At 39.0% G+C, this 17,475-nt stretch carries 17 protein-coding genes; 4 read left to right on the top strand and 13 right to left on the bottom strand.

The genetic code is table 11. From position 1 onward, the window contains the following. Positions 1 to 27: 27 nt before the first annotated feature. From EGI26_RS14645 to EGI26_RS14635, 3 genes are read right to left on the bottom strand one after another with little or no spacing between them, the layout of a single operon-like run. A complete protein-coding gene (locus EGI26_RS14645; RefSeq protein ID WP_255079474.1) occupies positions 28 to 855 on the bottom strand; it encodes a mechanosensitive ion channel family protein in 828 nt (275 codons plus the stop codon). Beyond that, positions 848 to 1,039, bottom strand: a complete 192-nt coding sequence (locus EGI26_RS14640; protein ID WP_255079473.1) for a hypothetical protein — start codon at positions 1,037 to 1,039, stop codon at positions 848 to 850. Before EGI26_RS14640 ends, EGI26_RS14645 begins: the two co-directional genes overlap by 8 nt. After that, entirely contained in the window at positions 1,036 to 1,638 is a 603-nt protein-coding gene (locus EGI26_RS14635) for an RNA polymerase sigma factor (RefSeq protein ID WP_255079472.1), read from the bottom strand. The genes EGI26_RS14640 and EGI26_RS14635 overlap by 4 nt, the downstream gene beginning before the upstream one ends. 307 nt (positions 1,639 to 1,945) lie before the next feature. Here EGI26_RS14635 and EGI26_RS14630 point away from each other — a divergent pair, with 307 nt between their 5' ends. Continuing rightward, positions 1,946 to 2,254 carry an SCP2 sterol-binding domain-containing protein gene (locus EGI26_RS14630; protein ID WP_255079471.1) on the top strand — a complete coding sequence of 103 codons (309 nt, stop codon included), beginning with the start codon at positions 1,946 to 1,948 and terminating at the stop codon, positions 2,252 to 2,254. Between the two features lie 55 nt (positions 2,255 to 2,309). Here EGI26_RS14630 and guaB read toward each other — a convergent pair whose 3' ends face one another. From guaB to EGI26_RS14595, 7 genes are all read right to left on the bottom strand, one after another. Beyond that, entirely contained in the window at positions 2,310 to 3,779 is a 1,470-nt protein-coding gene (guaB, locus tag EGI26_RS14625; RefSeq protein ID WP_255079469.1) for an IMP dehydrogenase, read from the bottom strand. Between the two features lie 188 nt (positions 3,780 to 3,967). Then, positions 3,968 to 4,969 carry a hypothetical protein gene (locus EGI26_RS14620; protein WP_255079468.1) on the bottom strand — a complete coding sequence of 334 codons (1,002 nt, stop codon included), beginning with the start codon at positions 4,967 to 4,969 and terminating at the stop codon, positions 3,968 to 3,970. A 125-nt stretch (positions 4,970 to 5,094) separates the two neighbouring features. Beyond that, entirely contained in the window at positions 5,095 to 5,865 is a 771-nt protein-coding gene (locus EGI26_RS14615; RefSeq protein WP_255079467.1) for an amidohydrolase, read from the bottom strand. Positions 5,866 to 5,871: 6 nt separating this feature from the next. Further along, on the bottom strand, positions 5,872 to 6,444 hold the full coding sequence (def, locus tag EGI26_RS14610) for a peptide deformylase (RefSeq protein WP_255079466.1): 573 nt from the start codon (positions 6,442 to 6,444) through the stop codon (positions 5,872 to 5,874). 37 nt (positions 6,445 to 6,481) lie between these two features. Further along, the gene (gene gmd, locus EGI26_RS14605; RefSeq protein ID WP_255079464.1) at positions 6,482 to 7,582 is read right to left on the bottom strand and encodes a GDP-mannose 4,6-dehydratase; all 1,101 of its coding nucleotides are present in this window, start codon (positions 7,580 to 7,582) and stop codon (positions 6,482 to 6,484) included. After that, positions 7,579 to 8,127, bottom strand: a complete 549-nt coding sequence (locus EGI26_RS14600) for an SPOR domain-containing protein (protein WP_255079463.1) — start codon at positions 8,125 to 8,127, stop codon at positions 7,579 to 7,581. The genes gmd and EGI26_RS14600 overlap by 4 nt, the downstream gene beginning before the upstream one ends. 219 nt (positions 8,128 to 8,346) lie before the next feature. Further along, a complete protein-coding gene (locus tag EGI26_RS14595) occupies positions 8,347 to 10,485 on the bottom strand; it encodes a S9 family peptidase (RefSeq protein WP_255079461.1) in 2,139 nt (712 codons plus the stop codon). 49 nt (positions 10,486 to 10,534) lie between these two features. Between EGI26_RS14595 and EGI26_RS14590 the strand changes: the two genes are divergently transcribed. The 3 genes from EGI26_RS14590 to EGI26_RS14580 all read left to right on the top strand — a co-directional run bounded on the left by EGI26_RS14590 (position 10,535) and on the right by EGI26_RS14580 (position 11,805). Continuing rightward, positions 10,535 to 11,230: a DsbA family protein gene (locus EGI26_RS14590; RefSeq protein ID WP_255079458.1), complete on the top strand. Its 696-nt coding sequence runs from the start codon at positions 10,535 to 10,537 to the stop codon at positions 11,228 to 11,230. Between the two features lie 69 nt (positions 11,231 to 11,299). Further along, positions 11,300 to 11,554 carry a type II toxin-antitoxin system Phd/YefM family antitoxin gene (locus tag EGI26_RS14585; RefSeq protein ID WP_255079456.1) on the top strand — a complete coding sequence of 85 codons (255 nt, stop codon included), beginning with the start codon at positions 11,300 to 11,302 and terminating at the stop codon, positions 11,552 to 11,554. After that, entirely contained in the window at positions 11,551 to 11,805 is a 255-nt protein-coding gene (locus tag EGI26_RS14580; protein ID WP_255079455.1) for a Txe/YoeB family addiction module toxin, read from the top strand. Before EGI26_RS14585 ends, EGI26_RS14580 begins: the two co-directional genes overlap by 4 nt. Positions 11,806 to 11,848: 43 nt before the next feature. Here the strand turns inward: EGI26_RS14580 and EGI26_RS14575 are convergent, their stop codons facing one another. From EGI26_RS14575 to EGI26_RS14565, 3 genes are all read right to left on the bottom strand, one after another. After that, positions 11,849 to 14,797, bottom strand: a complete 2,949-nt coding sequence (locus EGI26_RS14575; RefSeq protein WP_255079454.1) for a DNA polymerase III subunit alpha — start codon at positions 14,795 to 14,797, stop codon at positions 11,849 to 11,851. A 226-nt stretch (positions 14,798 to 15,023) separates the two neighbouring features. Beyond that, positions 15,024 to 16,586 (bottom strand): aldehyde dehydrogenase (NADP(+)), encoded by a 1,563-nt coding sequence (locus tag EGI26_RS14570; RefSeq protein ID WP_255079453.1) that lies wholly within the window; start codon positions 16,584 to 16,586, stop codon positions 15,024 to 15,026. After that, entirely contained in the window at positions 16,587 to 17,414 is an 828-nt protein-coding gene (locus EGI26_RS14565; protein WP_255079451.1) for a fumarylacetoacetate hydrolase family protein, read from the bottom strand. It abuts the gene before it with no gap. Positions 17,415 to 17,475 lie beyond the last annotated feature (61 nt).

The raw sequence follows: 17,475 nt of genomic DNA, 5'->3' as shown, positions 1-17,475 counted from the left end.
AGTGAAAACTTGATTTTTTTGACGGGTTTAGTTGTATAAAGTCACTTTTTCTGATTGTAATACTTTTAAGGGGAAAATAGTCTGTCCACCTTCGGTTTCTAAAACGATACTTGTATTGTCTATTTTCAATATTTTTCCTTTTACGTCAAGTATTTCTATAATCTGCCCTTCCACAAATTTGTTTTTTGAGTAAAACGAGCTTATGATATTTAATAGAATTTCTTTAGAAGCAAAGCCGTAGCCAATCGAAAATGCCAACACCATGCCTCCAATAATGATATTGAAACTAGACTCCAACAATGCGGTATTTATGCCTGCCTGACCAAGGGCCAAAATGACGGTAATGAACAGTAAAAAGAAGAAAACGCCCATCCCGATGAGTTTTCCTGATGCAATGTTAAAAGATTTACAAAGTGCCACCACAAAGTTTCGAGCCAAGTCTGAAAGAAATAAACCCAGTAAGGTCATCACTCCAGCTACCATTACCTTTGGTATGAAATTTACGAGCATCAAAAACATGTTTGAAATTGCCGGAACGCCTAACTTATCTGCTGCAGAAACAGACAAGAAAAGCATTATAAATACATAAACAATCATGGCGATGATGTGACTCAACTTAAAGTCCAGATTGAATTTCTTTATAGCCTCAATTTCTTTTATTTTATCTCCTATTTTATCTATTCCAACTCTTGAAAGCACATTTTTAATTATTATTGATGTAGTTTTTGCTACTATCCAACCCACCAAAAGTATGACGATGGCACTTATCAAATTGGAAGTGAAGGTGCTGAATTGTTCGATTAGTTTTGAAAAAGTATCTATCAGGATATCTTTTAAATTGGGTAGTTTATTCATTTGTAGTTGTTTTTTTTGGTTCAAATTCTTGCAAATACATTAAACTGGCTTTCATAGGCTCACCTACAAACATATTGACTATCGTCATGGCTTCTCTGATAAGCTCTATTTCAGATACAAGCATCTCTTTGAGAGCCTCTGGAGCTTTCAAGTCTTCATCATCAAAGTCTTCCAATAGATTCATTTTTTCCAGAAAAATATCAATTTTAAAACGATTAGTGCAAATATCACCATGTTTTCTAAATACAGTTTTCTGAGTTTTTCTTTACTCCGTAATAACCTCATTTTTACTGCACTTTCAGTAATTTTTAGGGTATCGGCTATCTCCTTGATGCTAAAATCGTCCTGATATTTCATCAAAATCAAAGCCTTTTCGTCACTAGGTATTTTTTCTAGAGTTTTACTCAATTGATTACCATGCATGCTTGAAAGGTCATCGTCGTCGTTTTCATCCATAATGTCATAGTTTCCATCTAAGGCTACCTCGACGTTTTTTTTGTTAACTCTGATTTGATCCATACAGAAGTTGTAAGTTATTGAATACAACCATGTTGAAAACTTTGACGACTCTTTGAAAGTACCAATTTTCACAATCAATTTTAAGAAAATATCATGTGTAAAATCTTCTGCTTTGGCCTGATTATAAACAAACGAATAACATTTTCGATATACTTTATTGGCGTACCTTTCGTAAATCTCCTCAAAATACAGATTCCGCTGGGTATCGACATAAAGGGCAACTAATTCTTCGTCTTTAAGATGCTTTAATTTTGAGTTCTTCAATTTTGACCAATTTTTTTTAAAAAGTAACTTTTGGGTTTAAATGTTAACTCATGGCTTGGGGTTCTGCTTGTTGAAAGCTTACAAATTTAAGTGTTTATTTTTAAAAGTTTTCAATGCCATGGTCAATTGTTGGTCAATGTAGGATAACTATTTGATATTGTGACACTTGAAAAAATTATGTTTGGTAATTGATATAATAAGTTTTGTTATATGTGGATTAAGAGAATATTTTTTTAATTTTTTATGTGTAATATTTCAAAAATAAGGTATGCTTGCATAATATTGTAAAAAATAAAATATTTGAAAGATGACTATAAATGACTATTTTGAGAAACTAACTACTAAAATAAATCCTGCTGACTTAGATGGTATTTTTACTAAAATTAACTTTGACCTAAAGGGAAAAGAAATGAACCTAATAGTAAAGGACGGTGCTATTTCGGTCCACGAAGGTCTTGCTGAAGAGGCAGAGGTGAGCATAACAGCCAAAGAAGAAGATTTACTTTCAATAATAAAAGGGGACACCAACCCAATGATGGCTATGATGATGGGCAAAATAAAAATTTCAAACCCAGCCGCCATGATGAAGTATGCAAAAATTCTAGGTTTGATGTAAGTATATCAGAAAAGTAAAAACCCCAATTTCGTAAAAGAATTGGGGTTTTGTTTTATTATCGAGTTGAATAATTCGGAGCTTCTTTCGTAATCTGAATATCATGAGGATGAGATTCCTTCATGCCAGATGATGTGATTTTTACAAATTTGGCCTCCTGCAATGCAGCAATATTTGCAGCTCCACAATAGCCCATTCCTGCCTTTAATCCTCCAGTCATTTGGTAAATTATTTCTCTAACCAGGCCTTTAAATGGAACTCTACCAACAATACCTTCAGGGACTAATTTTTTTACATCGTCCGTTGCGTCTTGGAAATACCTGTCCTTGGAACCGTCTTCCATAGCCTCTACAGAGCCCATTCCACGGTACGACTTAAACTTCCTTCCCTCAAATATCACTATTTCGCCAGGTGATTCTTCTGTGCCCGCAAACATTGAACCCATCATAATAGTACCTGCTCCTGCTGCGATGGCTTTTACTATGTCTCCTGAAAATCTGATTCCTCCATCGGCTATAACAGGTACTCCGGTGCCTTCTAAGGCCTTGGCACAAAGATAAACTGCTGACAGCTGTGGCATTCCTATACCTGCTATAATACGGGTAGTACAGATACTTCCTGGCCCTACACCTACTTTTACACCGTCAGCACCAGCATCGGCAAGTGCTTTGGCAGCCTCTCCGGTGGCTACATTGCCACACATTACGTCGAGGTTAGGAAACTTAGCTTTAATGCTTTTAAGTGCGTCTATAACACCTTTTGAGTGCCCGTGTGCAGTGTCAATACTTACTACGTCCACACCTGCTTTCACCAGAGCTGTTACTCTTTCTTCAAGGTCTGAAGTTACTCCAACTGCTGCACCAGCTAACAATCTGCCTCGCTTATCTTTGGCTGCATTTGGTTTGTTTTTCTTTTTCAGAATGTCCTTATAAGTAATAAGGCCTACCAATTTATGGTTTGCATCAATTATCGGAAGTTTCTCGATTTTTTTGTGCATCAATATATTTTCTGCATCGTCAAGACTGATGCCCTCGTTGGCAGTAACGAGATTGTTGATGGTCATGATTTCGATTATTGGCAGACCCATATCTGTTTGAAATCTCAAGTCACGGTTGGTTACTATTCCTTTTAAAGTTCCGTTTTCATCGATTACTGGAATTCCGCCAACTTTAAATTCTCGCATGATTTTCAGGGCATCCCCTACTACTGCATTGATATTAAGGGTAATGGGGTCACTTATCATTCCGCTTTCAGAGCGTTTTACACGTCTTACTTGATCGGCTTGCTGCTCAATGCTCATGTTTTTGTGAATGATGCCAATGCCACCCTCTTGGGCTATAGCTATGGCCATTTCGTGCTCAGTAACAGTGTCCATCGCTGCAGATATCAATGGAATATTAATTTCGATATTTCTAGTAAGCTTTGTTCTGGTATTGGTGTCTTTGGGAAGCACCTCAGAATAGGCAGGAACAAGGAGTACGTCGTCGTAGGTAAGTGCTTCAAAAAGAAGCTTTGATGAGTCTAACATATGGCAAATAATTCAGTTTTATTATTTGCCATGCAAAGCTATGGAAAATTTATCAATTATCCTCGGATTAAAAAAAGATATCTGTGTAAATTGAAAAAAAAGCTGCTTAATGATAACGAAAATACGAAAAAGACTATTTTTTACAATTAAATGGCATGAAATAGAAGCTTATATTTATAGTCAAAATATCATTGATTATTTACCTCAAAATTTTGGTTTTCTGAGATTGAAATTTTCAATAATGTACGACCTGAACCAATGGCAAAAGCCGTGTTTTGATTTATAAATATTGCTTCATATAGACTAAATGGGAGGTTGAGTTTAGTGTGGTAAACCTTCGGTTTTTGGCCCAAGGTTTCTAAAACTATATTACCATCACATCCTGTAAAAAGAGTATGTTTTTCATTTTTGACTCTGCTCCAGAGTAAGCCTGAATCATTGAAGATTTTTTTGTGGTTTGTGCTATTAATTCTTCCCTTTTTTCCTATCCACCCACCCGTAGCTACAAATTGATTTCCTCCTTCAAATTGTACTTCATGGTAAATGCTGTTGCCCAATTTTTGTTTTTTCACCCAACGGTTATTCTCATATACCATTAAGTTGGTGCGGTTGGGAGAGTACATCAACCCATATATTTTATTATCGTAAGGATTGTTTTTTACACACCAAACCATGTTGAATGTATTGTGGTAAATTCGTTTCCAGGTATTTCCCATATCAGATGATACTAAAACAAAACCATTTGGGATACTTTTTCCTGAGTGGGCAATTTTTGAGTTTCCTCCACTTAAGTAGATGTTTTTTTGAGCATCTACGGTGAGGTTATAGAAGCATGCATTTTCATAATTTTTTACTCTTATGGTTTTCCAAGATTTGGTTTTCAAGTTATGGATAAACAAAGTGCCTTTATCTCCGCTAGCAAGTACGGTTTCATTATCTAGATTTTCAAGTTTGTAAATGTCCAATCCTTCGCTCGGATAAGAAACGTTTTCTATTTTGCCTTCGGCGTCTAATGATTTCAGAATGCCATATTTGCCCCCAATCCAATATTTGTTTTCTACTTTTATGATATCGTAATAGGAAGAATCAGCAAAAGAATTACCCTGCTGCAAAATATCTACTGAAATATCTTGAGCTTTGGCGTAAGTAAAAGTGGTTATAAATGTAATAAGCAGTAAAAATATCTTCAAGGGCTATAGACTTGTTATCGGTTTATAGTATAAATTTCAAAAGGTTCTTTTATAAATGGCAATAATAGTAAAAAATGTTTAAAAACTATTGGGATACCTTTTTCAATTAGTAAAAAACATCGCTTTTATTTTAATTCGAACGAATCGGCATCATCTAAAAAAGGAAATTTAGCCCGAAATTTCTGAAGGTTTTCTAATGATAAATTACTTAAATAGATACCGTTGTTGTCATTTGCATCGGTTATAACTTCTCCAGTATAATCTACAATAAGGGACTGTCCATTATAAAAGAGCCCGTTTCCGTCTTGCCCGATACGGTTAACACCAACTACGTAACACTGATTTTCTATTGCCCGGGCCTTTAGTAGGGTTTTCCACGCCTCTATACGAGCCATAGGCCATGACGCAACGTAAATGAGTAAATCATAATGTGGGGCCACATTTCTGCTCCAAACTGGGAATCTTAAGTCGTAACAAATGAGCGGCTTGATTTTCCAATTTTTATAATCTACAATAATTGCCTCAGACCCTGCAGTGTAAGTTTCGTGTTCTTTTCCATATTTAAACAGATGCTTTTTATCGTAGAAAGTTTGCTCGCCATCTGGTTTTACAAAACAACCTCGGTTAAAACTCATTTCGTTCTCTGAAATGGCTATAGAGCCATAGAAAGCGGTTTGCATTTTATTAGCAAGATTATTCATCCATTGCAGACTTTCCGATGGATTCTTTTCGGCAAAGTGCATAGAAAACCCCGAGTTGAACATCTCAGGTAAGATTATCAAGTCGGGGCTAACTGTAAGTGTATTTATTTTTTCTTCGAAATTCCTAAAATTGGCTTGGGGATTTTCCCAAACTAAATCTGTTTGAATCAGGCAAATATTGAGATTCTGATTCATAGTAGGTTAGGCAAATTTCATTCTATAGTCGGCGTCTACTATCCCTTTCTGAATATTTCCGAGTCTTTTCTTAAGCATTTGCTTTTTCAGCGGAGCCAAATGGTCTGTGAACAGAACACCTTCAATATGGTCATATTCGTGCTGAATTATTCGTGCGGCTAATCCAGAATACTCTTCGGTGTATTCTACAAAATCAGTATCTAAGTATCTGATAACGAGGGTGTCTGGTCTGTAAACATCGGCTCTGATGCCTGGAATACTCAAGCAGCCTTCTTCATAAGCCCACTTTTCTCCTTTTTCCTCCAAAATTTGGGCATTGATGAAAGTCTTTTTGAAGCCTATCAAAGATTGATCTATTTCTTCTTCTGTTTCTGCTCCTTTATTCATGATTTCACCATCAACCACAAATATTCTGTAAGCCAAACCTACTTGTGGGCCGGCCAAACCAACCCCAGACGCAGAATACATGGTTTCAAACATGTCGTCAGACACTTTTTTGACGTCAAATTCTCCTTTCTGAATATCGACACAAACTTTCCTTAATACAGGGGCACCGTATGCTACTATAGGATAAATCATTTTTTTAAATCGTATATTTTGTTGAAAATCTCCTCGATTATCTAATTTTTATTCCTGCCTTATTGAAAACGGGTTGGTTTTGAAAATAGTCTAAATCTGCAGCAACCATTTCTTTAACCAAAGCTGGCAAGTCATATTTCGGTATCCATCCCAGTTTTGTTTGTGACTTTGTAGGGTCGCCTATGAGTAACTCCACTTCTGTTGGTCTATAATATTTTGGGTCTACCGCAAGCACTCTCTTGCCAATTTCCAATTGGAAGTCTGGATTTGAGCAACTTACCACAAAAGCTTCTTCTTTATCTTCAGAGCCTTTGAATTCTAGTGAAATTCCTACTTCTCCGAAAGCCATTTTTACAAAATCTCTTACAGTAGTAGTGATTCCCGTAGCAATTACGTAATCTTCAGCCGCATCTTGTTGTAGAATTAGCCACATTGCCTCAATATAATCTTTAGCATGACCCCAGTCTCTTTTAGCGTCAAGATTGCCCAAAAACAGACACTCTTCTTGCCCCAAGGCTATTTGTGATACCGCTCTAGTGATTTTTCTAGTTACGAAAGTTTCACCTCTTAGAGGTGACTCATGGTTGAAAAGAATACCATTACAAGCATACATGTTGTAAGCTTCGCGGTAGTTCACCGTAATCCAATAGCCATAAAGTTTGGCTACAGCGTAAGGAGATCTTGGGTAAAAAGGGGTAGTTTCTGACTGTGGCACTTCTTGTACTAAACCGTAAAGTTCTGATGTAGATGCTTGATATATTCTACACGTTTCAATTAAGCCCAAAAGTCTTACGGCTTCCAAGATTCGTAAAGTACCGATTCCGTCCACATTGGCAGTGTATTCTGGCTCGTCAAAACTCACTTTTACGTGCGACATCGCACCAAGATTATAGATTTCGTCAGGCTTTACTTCCTGAATGATTCGGATGATGTTGGTAGAATCACTTAAGTCGCCGTAGTGAAGTATGAATTTTACGTTTGACTCATGTAAATCCTTATAGAGATGATCTATTCGATCGGTGTTGAATAAAGACGCTCTTCTTTTTATTCCATGAACTTCGTAGCCTTTTTGTAGAAGAAATTCTGCCAAATAGGCTCCGTCTTGACCTGTTACACCAGTTATGAGTGCTTTTTTCATTTAATTTCGAGTGCTTTTTTTATGTTTATTTTATCGCTTATTATTCTTACTGTACTAAATTTTGTTTTTAAGTTAACTTGGTATCTTGCGGCTTCGTCCATACTTACAAAGTCACCAACTTTGATTTTATAGGTAGGCTGGCTGTAAGATTCATAAAGTTCTAGCTCCGAAAAATTTCTATATAGATAACTTTTAGCTAACTCAAAATCGGCTTTGTTGTTTCCCGAAAAAACTTGAATTCTGTATCCTTTGCCATCAGCTAGTTTTTTGTTTGTTTCTTTAATGTGAACTAACATTGCCTCTACTGCATCATTCTCGTTTTTTAGCGGTGAGGTGGCTTTGTCTGAAGTTGTCTGGGTTTTTGGCAACTCCGTTTTTTCGACATTTGCTGATTGTGGTGTTTCGTATTTTGGTCTAAAAACTGATAAATCCTCAGAATATTCTGTAATTTTCTCGCTGTTTTTGTTTTCTTTGGAAGGGCTAAGTTTACTCACGCATGAGCCTAAGAACCAAAGAAAACTCAAGAAAAGCAGGTGTTTCTTCATAATTATCAATTATCTAGATACAAAATTAACAATTTAGTCTTGAAATGAGTGTATATGTACAATAAAAAAGACATTCGGGAGTCCCAAATGCCTTTCCAAGACGAAAATACTTTAACCTATGATAAATCACCTTAGTATTAAGGGTGATGCTTTAAATCGCACTTAAGTTGCAAATATAAAAAATATTGTTTAATAAAAAAATTTAACTATTAACAAATTTTATTTTGCGGAAATATACCTTTCAAAAAACTCATAAATTCTCAAAATTCTGTCTATTCTTTGGCGAACGTTGCCTGTTCTTGAAAGTTCATGAGTACCGCCTGGCATTCTTACATATTCTACATCTTTGCCAAGGTATTTGAGGCTTTTAAACATCATTTCTGACTGAATCACACCCGTTCTGAGGTCGTTTTCTCCATGTTTTATGAGAAGTGGAGTTTTTATTTTGTCTACAAATGTGTAAGGAGAATTAGCGTCAATTTTGGTTTTTGCTTCGTCGTCCCATGGCAAACCGAAGTAGTTTGGTGTAAGTCGCCAAGCGTTGCCTTCCCCCATAAATGTGGTCAAGTCATACACTCCTCTTTGAGCAAATGCGGCTTTGAATCGGTGGTCATGAGCTACTATCCAAGCGGTCAAGTATCCAGCATAAGATCCTCCAGTTATTACTTGTTTTGAGGTATCAACCCAAGATTCTTTCGCTGCAATATTACAAGCTCCCAGTGCATCTTCCTGTGGACCAGTGCCCCAGTCTCGATAGTTTGAAAACTGAAAATCCTTTCCGTATCCTCCAGATCCTCTTTGGTTGGGGAAAACCACACCATAGCCTTGTGCGGCAAAATACTGCAACTCATGCCACATAGAGGCTTCTCCGGGTCCCCACATGGCAGTTGGCCCACCATGCATTTGTAGCAGAAGCGGATATTTTTTACCTACTTCAAAGTCGATAGGCTTCATTATCCAGAATTCTATTTCTTGACCAGCCGAGTTTTTGAAAGTTCGTTTTTCGGGAAAGCTCAGTTTTTTGTTTTTTACCCAAGGCGTGTTTATATCGCTTACTTTGGTCTGATTTTTAAAACTCAAATCAGAAATATAAATTTCATGAGGATTAGAAACATCGTTTTTTGCAAAAATCGTTTTGCTCGAACTTAAAATTTCTAATGCACCGATTCCCGACTCAAAATCCGTCAGTCTTTCAACTTTTTCAGACGCCAAATCAAGTTTGAAAACTGGCACACCGCCATTAGAACTTGCAGCAAAAAATAAACTTTTCTCGTCCTGATTCCATTCTATGTCATTGGGATTTCTATCAAAAGTTATCTCTTTGAAACCCGTTCCGTCTGTGTTTAATAAGCAAAGTTGCCCATGCGACATCACATTAGCGGTGTTCATTACAGCAGCTATTTTACCTCCGTTTGGAGATAAACTGAGTCCTCCGAAACTTCTTCCGTCTTTTTCTAAAACTGTGGTTTGTTTTAATGTCGCCAAATCAATAGAGATGATTTTGTTCTCTTGCTCGCGATCAGGATGTTGATTGGCGTCTTTTGCAGTGGTAGCGAATATTTTTTTGCTATCAGGTGCATAGTTGGCGTTTTGAAACGACCAATAACCCGATGTAACGGCTCGGGCTTTAGCGTTTTCGGCAATTTCGATTTCAAATAAATGATTGAAACGCATTTCAGGCTCCACCGTGGACTCGCCTTGGAAATTCAGACGATTGAGGACTTTGGCTTTTTTGTCTACCACGTCTTTGTTGAGATAAGCCCTTATTTCTTCAATATTCCCATCAGGATTGGCTTTTACGCCTTTCTTTTCGACCAAAAAACTATTGGAGCTAAAGCCAGGTTTTTCGAAAGACCAAACTGGTAGTTCTTTTTTTGCATTAAAAATAGAGTCGGTCAGGATTTCATTCAAACTCAGGCTTGAGGCAAACAGAATCTTTGTGCCGTCAGGACTAAACTGCGGCGAGGCTGCTCCATATTTTGTACTGGTCAGCTGCCAAGGTTCTCCACCTTCTAGCGGCAAAATGAAAATTTGTGATTTATCTTTTACTGTCCGGGTAAATGCCACCGTTTTGCCATCTGGAGAAAGAGCGGGCTGAGAGGCTCCCTCATTCCCTCTTGTCAGGGCGATGTGTTTTTGCGGATTTTGAAGATTTATCAGATACAGGTTCGTCACATAATCGTACTCCAGAGGCTTGTCTGGTGTGGCTTCGATGGTTTTTAGGGCATAAATGGCCTTCTCATTGTTGCTGACAATCGCCACCACGTTTTTGATTTTGGTGAGGTCTGTTACTTGAATTTTCTCTTTTTGAGCAAAAGAAAAATGGCTAATTAGGATTAGAAATAGAATTTTTCGCATCGTTTTTTTGTATTGTTGATTAAGATGATTGCGAAATTTAGTAAAAAATATGAATATTAAAATAGATATTGTTTCGGATGTGGCTTGTCCGTGGTGTTATGTGGGTAAAAGTCGCTTAGAAAAAGCATTGGCCATGGTGCCAGAAATCAACGCAGACATCACTTGGCAGCCTTTTCAGCTTGACCCAACTGTGCCAAAAGAGGGCAGAGATTTGAAGCCTTATTATGAGGCGAAGTTTGGAAGTGCAGAAAAAGTACAGCAGATTTTTGAGCACATGGAAAGCGTGGGCGATGCAGAAGGAATAGCGTTTGACTTCAGTAAAATGGAGCGAACTATGAATACCCTGCCACTGCATGTGCTGATGCTCGAAGCCGAAAAAGAAGGATTCAAGGCCAAACTAAAAGAGCGTTTTTTCAAAGCTTATTTTGAAGAAGCTACGGATTTAAGCAAGACCGAAAATGTAATAAAAATCATGGCAGAGTTTGGCTGGAGTGCTGAAAAAGTAAATGAGATATTGACAAACACCGAAATGCTAGAAGAGGTAAAAGCCAAAATTTCATATTTTCAGTCGAGAGGAGTGAGTGCGGTTCCGTTCTTTATTTTCAACGAAAAATATGGTATCAGCGGAGCTCAGTCGCCACAAGTGTTGGCCGACACATTGCGTCAGATACAACAAGAAATGACGACAGAAACTGCAGTAATAGCTGGCGAGAGTTGTGATGTGGAAAGTGGAGAATGTTTGTGAGAAAATAATTGTACAACAATTTGTACAATTGAAATTGTTTCATATTTTTGCTTCTTAAATTTTTAATAAATGTTGACCATCAATTATTCTAGTTTCAGGCAAGATTTAAAGGCTTTTTTAGACAAAGTAAATTTAAGTCATTCTCCACTGATTGTAACTCGTGCGAAAGGCGAAGACGTTGTGGTTATGTCTAAGGCAGACTTTGATAGTATGGAAGAGACTTTTTATCTTTTAAAAAGTCCAAAAAATGCAGAACGTCTTTTACGGAGCATTGCTCAACTCGAACAAGGAAAGTTTTCGGAACGTGAGCTTATCGAAGAATGAAAAAGCTTTTTTCAGACGATGCTTGGGAAGACTACTTGCACTGGCAATCTACCGACAAAGCCGTATTAAAGAAAATAAATAGTCTGATAAAAGAAATTGAACGTACACCTTTTGAGGGAAGTGGTAAACCTGAGCCGCTTAAACATAATTTGGCAGGTTGGTGGTCGAGGCGAATCAATTTAGAACACCGTTTGGTATATAAAATTGAAAATGACGCTGTTGTAATTTCTCAATGCCGGTTTCATTATTGATACAGGAGATTTGGAGGCTTTTTCCACTCAGTTTAATAACAACCTACCAATCCTCCGCCCGCGGATCCATCTTCAAGCCGCATTTCCGCATGCTGAGTACTTCTATAGATGGAAAACTGAATTCTTCTACTACTTTGCCTTCTATAAAATATACGCCTTTGCCTCTGAATGGATACCGCTCAATATTTTGTGGGAAATGCGTGGTGTCGAAAAACTCGCCTTCATGGTCTAAAAAATAGCCGAAGGCCATGTTTTTGTGGTTCTTGGTATGTATAGATTTATAGTTGACCAAGTAACCGTATATTTTTACATACTTGCCCACCAAAGAACCAAGATGTGCGGCCGTGAGTCGGCTTAATGGCCTCTCCGAAATCATCTTGAAGGGAGATTCTAGTGGAAAGCCAAGCAACTCTAATTCGTCATACTGGTCTTCTAGCCGATGACTTACGAGCTGTGGAAGCACAAAAGATTGCTCTTCAAACTCAAAAAGGGCAGGTGTGGTGGCTGGTACACGAGCCGATTTATTATAAAAAAAATGAGCCTCCCAAAGAAGTTCTTTCTTCGAACTCCCAAACGACCGAAAAGCACCTATTCGGATGAGGATAATGAGCTGTTCTAAACCGATGTGTACCCGATGTAGAAAATTTTGAAAACTCATAAAGTCTCCATTCACACGGCGATTTTCTAGCATTTCTTCTATCATCTTGTCTTGCAGACCTTGTATGTGTATCCAGCCCAACCAGATGGTTATCCCTTTTATGTGTGTGAGATGAATGCTTTTGTTAATGTCTGGGGCTTCTATTTCAGCTCCACAGCGGCGGGCTTCGTGTACGTACATTTCGGTGTTGTAGAAGCCCCCGAAGTTGTTGATTACCGCCACCATAAATTCTCTTGGATAATTTACTTTGAGATATAAACTCTGATAACTTTCTACGGCAAAACTCGCCGAGTGAGCCTTGCAGAAAGAAAATCCTGAAAAGCTCTCTATCTGTCGCCACACTTCTTTTGCGAGCTCATCAGAGTAGTTTCTCTCTTTACAGTTGGCATACCATTTTTGTACAATATCTTCAAATTCTTTTTTTGATCTGGATTTGCCTGACATGCCTCTTCTGAGTACGTCGGCTTCGCCTAGCGTAAGTCCTGCAAAATGGTGAGCTACCTTGATGACGTCTTCTTGATAAACCATCACGCCGTAAGTGTCTTCAAGAAGGTCTTTCATTATAGGATGTACATACTGAGTAGAATCGGGATTGTGATGCCGCTTGATGTATTCGGTCATCATTCCGCTAGAAGACACCCCAGGCCTTATGATAGAACTGGCCGCCACGAGCGTCAGATAATTGTCGCATTTGAGCTTCCATATCAGTTGCCGCATGGCGGGCGATTCTACATAAAACGCCCCCATAGTTTCATGGCTTACGAGCTGCCGTTTGATTTCGGGGTCGTCCTTAAAATCCTGTATGGCGTGAATGTCGATGTTGACGTTGTAATTTTCTTTTACAATATCTACACAGGTTTTGATGTGTCCAAGGCCACGCTGCGAAAGCACATCAAATTTATTGAAAGAGATGTCCTCAGCGGTGTACATGTCAAACTGAGAAATAGGATATCCCTTGGGCATAGGTTGCAGTGCGGTATAGTGTGACATCGGTTCTTCACTGATTAAAATTCCGCCAGCGTGGATGGACAAATGCTCGGGAAAACCGACCATCATGGGTGCATATTTAAGAATGTATTGGGTGTGTTCGTTGCGGTGAATGGCCGCTGGATTATCCACCAATTCATCTATTTCAGGCTTTGGAAGACCAAATACTTTTCCAAGCTCTCGATAGATAGAGCGACCCTTAAATTTGTTGCAAGTAGCCATCAGAGCTACGTGTTCTTTTCCGTAGCGTTTAAAAACATAGTCTATGATTTCGTTGCGTTCGTCCCACGAAAAATCTATGTCGAAGTCGGGTGGAGAAGTACGATGAAGATTGATGAACCGCTCGAAATACAAGTCTAATTCTATGGGATCCACATCCGTAATTCCCATGCAATAAGCCACTATACTGTTGGCTCCAGAGCCACGTCCAACATGATAATATTTGCGTGAACGAGCATATTGAATGATATCCCAAGTGATTAGATAATAAGATGCAAATTTCATCTTATGTATAACCCCGAGTTCTTCGTCTACACGCTTAATGGCTTCTTTATCGTCTCTCCCATACCGATACGGAATGCCATCGTAGGCGAGTTTTCGAAGCAATTCGAGGTCGTCTGCTTCAGAGCAAGCAAATACTTTTTTGTTTTTTGGAGTTTTAAATTCAAACTCAAACCCACATTTTCCAAGAAGTTCTTCGGCGTTTTTTATGAGGTCAGGATAATGATCAAACAGACATTGAAGTTGCTCAGGAGACACAAAAGTTTCGTGAGCAGTGGCGTGGCTTGTAGGCGAAAGCCTGCTTAGTAAGACGTTGTGGTCGATGGCTCGCAGCAGGCGGTGTACGTTGTAATTTGAGCGGTCCAGAAAAGTAACCGGCTGCCAAAGAACGAACTTGTTTTGGTCCACTTTTGATCGGTAACGAAAGAGTTTGTTGAACTCCCAGTGGCGGACACCGATGTATTCGTTGGGTTGAAGTTTTTGGGTGCTGTCGAGGGTTTCGAGAGGATAGATGACATAAACATGGTTAAATTTTGGTGCTAGAATAGGAAAGGCGGTTTCGGCCAACAAATGTGCAGTGAGGTGCTGATTGATTTCAATGTATCCTGCATGGTTTTGTGCCAAACAGATATAACAGAGGTCATCGCCATTGCGAAATTCTACGCCTACTACTGGTGTGATCTGGTGGTTTTTACAATGCCTCACAAACTCAAATACGCCTGAAATGAGATTGATGTCGGTCAGTGCCAATCGTGTCATACCAAGTTTCTCAGCATGTTCTACCAAGTCTTCAGGCGGAATAGTGCCATAACGCATGGAATAGTAAGAATGGCAATTGAGATACATTTTCGAGGTCGCACATTTGTTGAGTACAAATCTGGTGAAAATATTGGCAGTGTGTTGCCGTGAAATTTAGCATCGAGAGTTTTGTTGTGTTTTGAAGAGAAGCAATCGATAAAACTTTAATCCAATCGAAGATAGTTTCAGTCAGTGATTTGAGATAAAATACTAAAAAAAGATTCCCAATCTCTAAAAATTGGGAATCTCCATTTAACAATAATACTTTAATCTATTACTTCCCCATCTCTCCATTCACCTTCCTCCAAATACCTAAAGAATTTTCGTTCTGAAGTTCAACTGGGAGTAAAGTGTCTGGCATATCTTGATAACAAACTGGCCTTGTAAATCTGGTAATTGACATGGTACCAACCGACGTGCTGCGGCTGTCTGTAGTAGCTGGATACGGCCCACCGTGTACCATGGCGTGCGTAACCTCCACACCCGTCGGGAATCCGTTGATGATCAATCTACCAACTTTTTGTTCCAAGAGTTCCAATAAATCTGTATAGTCGGCTAACTCTTCTGGTGAGCCAAAAACTGTTGCAGTTAGGTGTCCCGAAAGATTACGAGCTACCTCCATTATTTCTTCTCTGCTGCTAGCTTCTACTACCAAGCTCGATGGGCCAAAAACTTCTTCTTTTAAGATTTCACTATCTTTAAATGTTTGATAATCAGCCTTAAATATTACTGGTAGGGCTGAGGTAAAACCTTCTGGTTTTTTGCCAAAACTAATTACTTTGGCGTATTTCTCAAATTCTTCAATACCCTTGTGATACACCGACTGTATGCCTTTGTTGAGCATTACGCCACCATTCGATTCCGCCGAAACGCTCTCTAGTTTTTCTACAAAGGCATCATCCTTTTCTATAACCAAAAGACCAGGATTGGTACAAAACTGCCCAACGCCCATCGTTACCGAATTCATATAAGCCTGAGCTAAAGTGTCCCCTTTTTCTTTCAGTGTTTTTGGTAAAATAAATACCGGATTGGTACTCCCCATTTCGGCATAAACTGGGATAGGCTCTGGCCTTGAAGCAGCGGCATCGAAAAGCGATTTTCCTCCTCTTAATGAACCCGTAAAACCGATGGCTTTTATCAATGGATGTTTTACCAAGGCTTGGCCAATTTCTATGGTATCATCAAAAACCAAAGAGAAAACACCATCTGGCATGCCTGTTTTTTGAGCAGCGGCCAAAATCGCTCTACCTACTAACTCTGACGTGCCTAAATGCGAAGGATGACCTTTAAAAACAACTGGACAACCTGCGGCCATTGCCGAGACGGTATCGCCACCTGCTACTGAAAATGCCAAAGGGAAATTACTTGCTCCAAATATTCCGACTGGCCCCAATGGAAGCTCCATTGCCCTAAGGTCAACTTTTGGTAATGGTTGACGGTCAGGTTGAGCGGTGTCAATGATGGCATTTACCCATGAGCCTTCTTTTAACAATCCTGCAAACAACCTTAGTTGTCCACAAGTTCTGCCTCTTTCACCTTGTGCTCTGCCGAGTGGCAGGCCGCTTTCGGCTATGTATCTTTCTGTTAAAGTATCGCCCAACGCTTCTATTTCTAAGGCTATGGCTTCAAGAAAAGTGGCTTTTTCGACTCCTGATTTTTTTCTATAAACAGCAAAAGCTGTGTTGGCTTTGTGGATTGCCAAGTCCAATTCGCTAGGCGTGGCTTTAAAAAACAATGGCCCTATCGGCTCGCCCGAGGCCGGATTGATGGCCTGAATTCCGACTGTTCCTTCTGAAGATTCTGTGAATCCGATTAAATTTTTTCCTAATACTTGCATTTATTCTACTGTATTTATGAGCGTTCCTATGTTGTCTATGCTTATTTTTACCACATCGCCACTGATCATAGTGAAGTCGTCTGGCGGTACTGTTCCTGTCCCTGTCATCAAGAAAACGCCTTGGGGAAAGCTACACTCTCTCGTAAGATATTCAACCAATTCGGGCAGTTCACGTTTCATTTGTGAAAGCTGCGTTTTACCATCAAAGACGACCTTTTCTCCACGATGTATGGCCACCGAAATGTCCGTGTCTTTACTAATTGGATTTTCCAAAACTAAAATACACGGCCCAATAGCAGCACTTTTGTCGTAGCTTTTGGCTTGTGGTAGATACAAAGGATTTTCACCTTCTATATCCCTAGAACTCACGTCGTTGCCTATGGTGTAGCCTGCTATTTGGTTTTGGTTATTCACAAAAAGGGTCAGCTCTGGCTCTGGAACGTTCCATTTGGAGTCTTTACGGATTCTGATGTCTTGCAAATGCCCAACTGTACGAGCAGCAGTGGCTTTAAAAAATATCTCTGGTCGCTCTGCATCATAAACTCTGTCGTAGAAATCACCGCCACCGGCATCTTTGGACTCTTCCATTCTGGCAGTTTTGCTTCTGAGATAAGTAACACCCGAAGCCCAAATTTCCTGAGAAACGATGGGTGCTAGAATGGTGCTTTCGTCTAAGGAAGCCGCACTTTCTGAGGTATTTATTTTGTTGTTCAAAAACGCAAACAATTCAGGTTGATTGATGAGCTCATCCCAACCTAAATCATTAATTTTGAAAAACTTTGAATCTTTTTCGGCAATTATGCCTTGGGTAGTTTTGTATATTTTCACTGGTTGAATTTTTGGGCAATTTACTAATTTTTTGATTATTCGAAACACTTAAACGCAACAT

This window comes from Lacihabitans sp. CCS-44, from assembly GCF_024343735.1.
Lineage (GTDB): Bacteria > Bacteroidota > Bacteroidia > Cytophagales > Spirosomataceae > Leadbetterella.
Note: the sequence above shows the minus strand (reverse complement) of the source record. Positions and strands in the feature narration are given on the sequence as shown.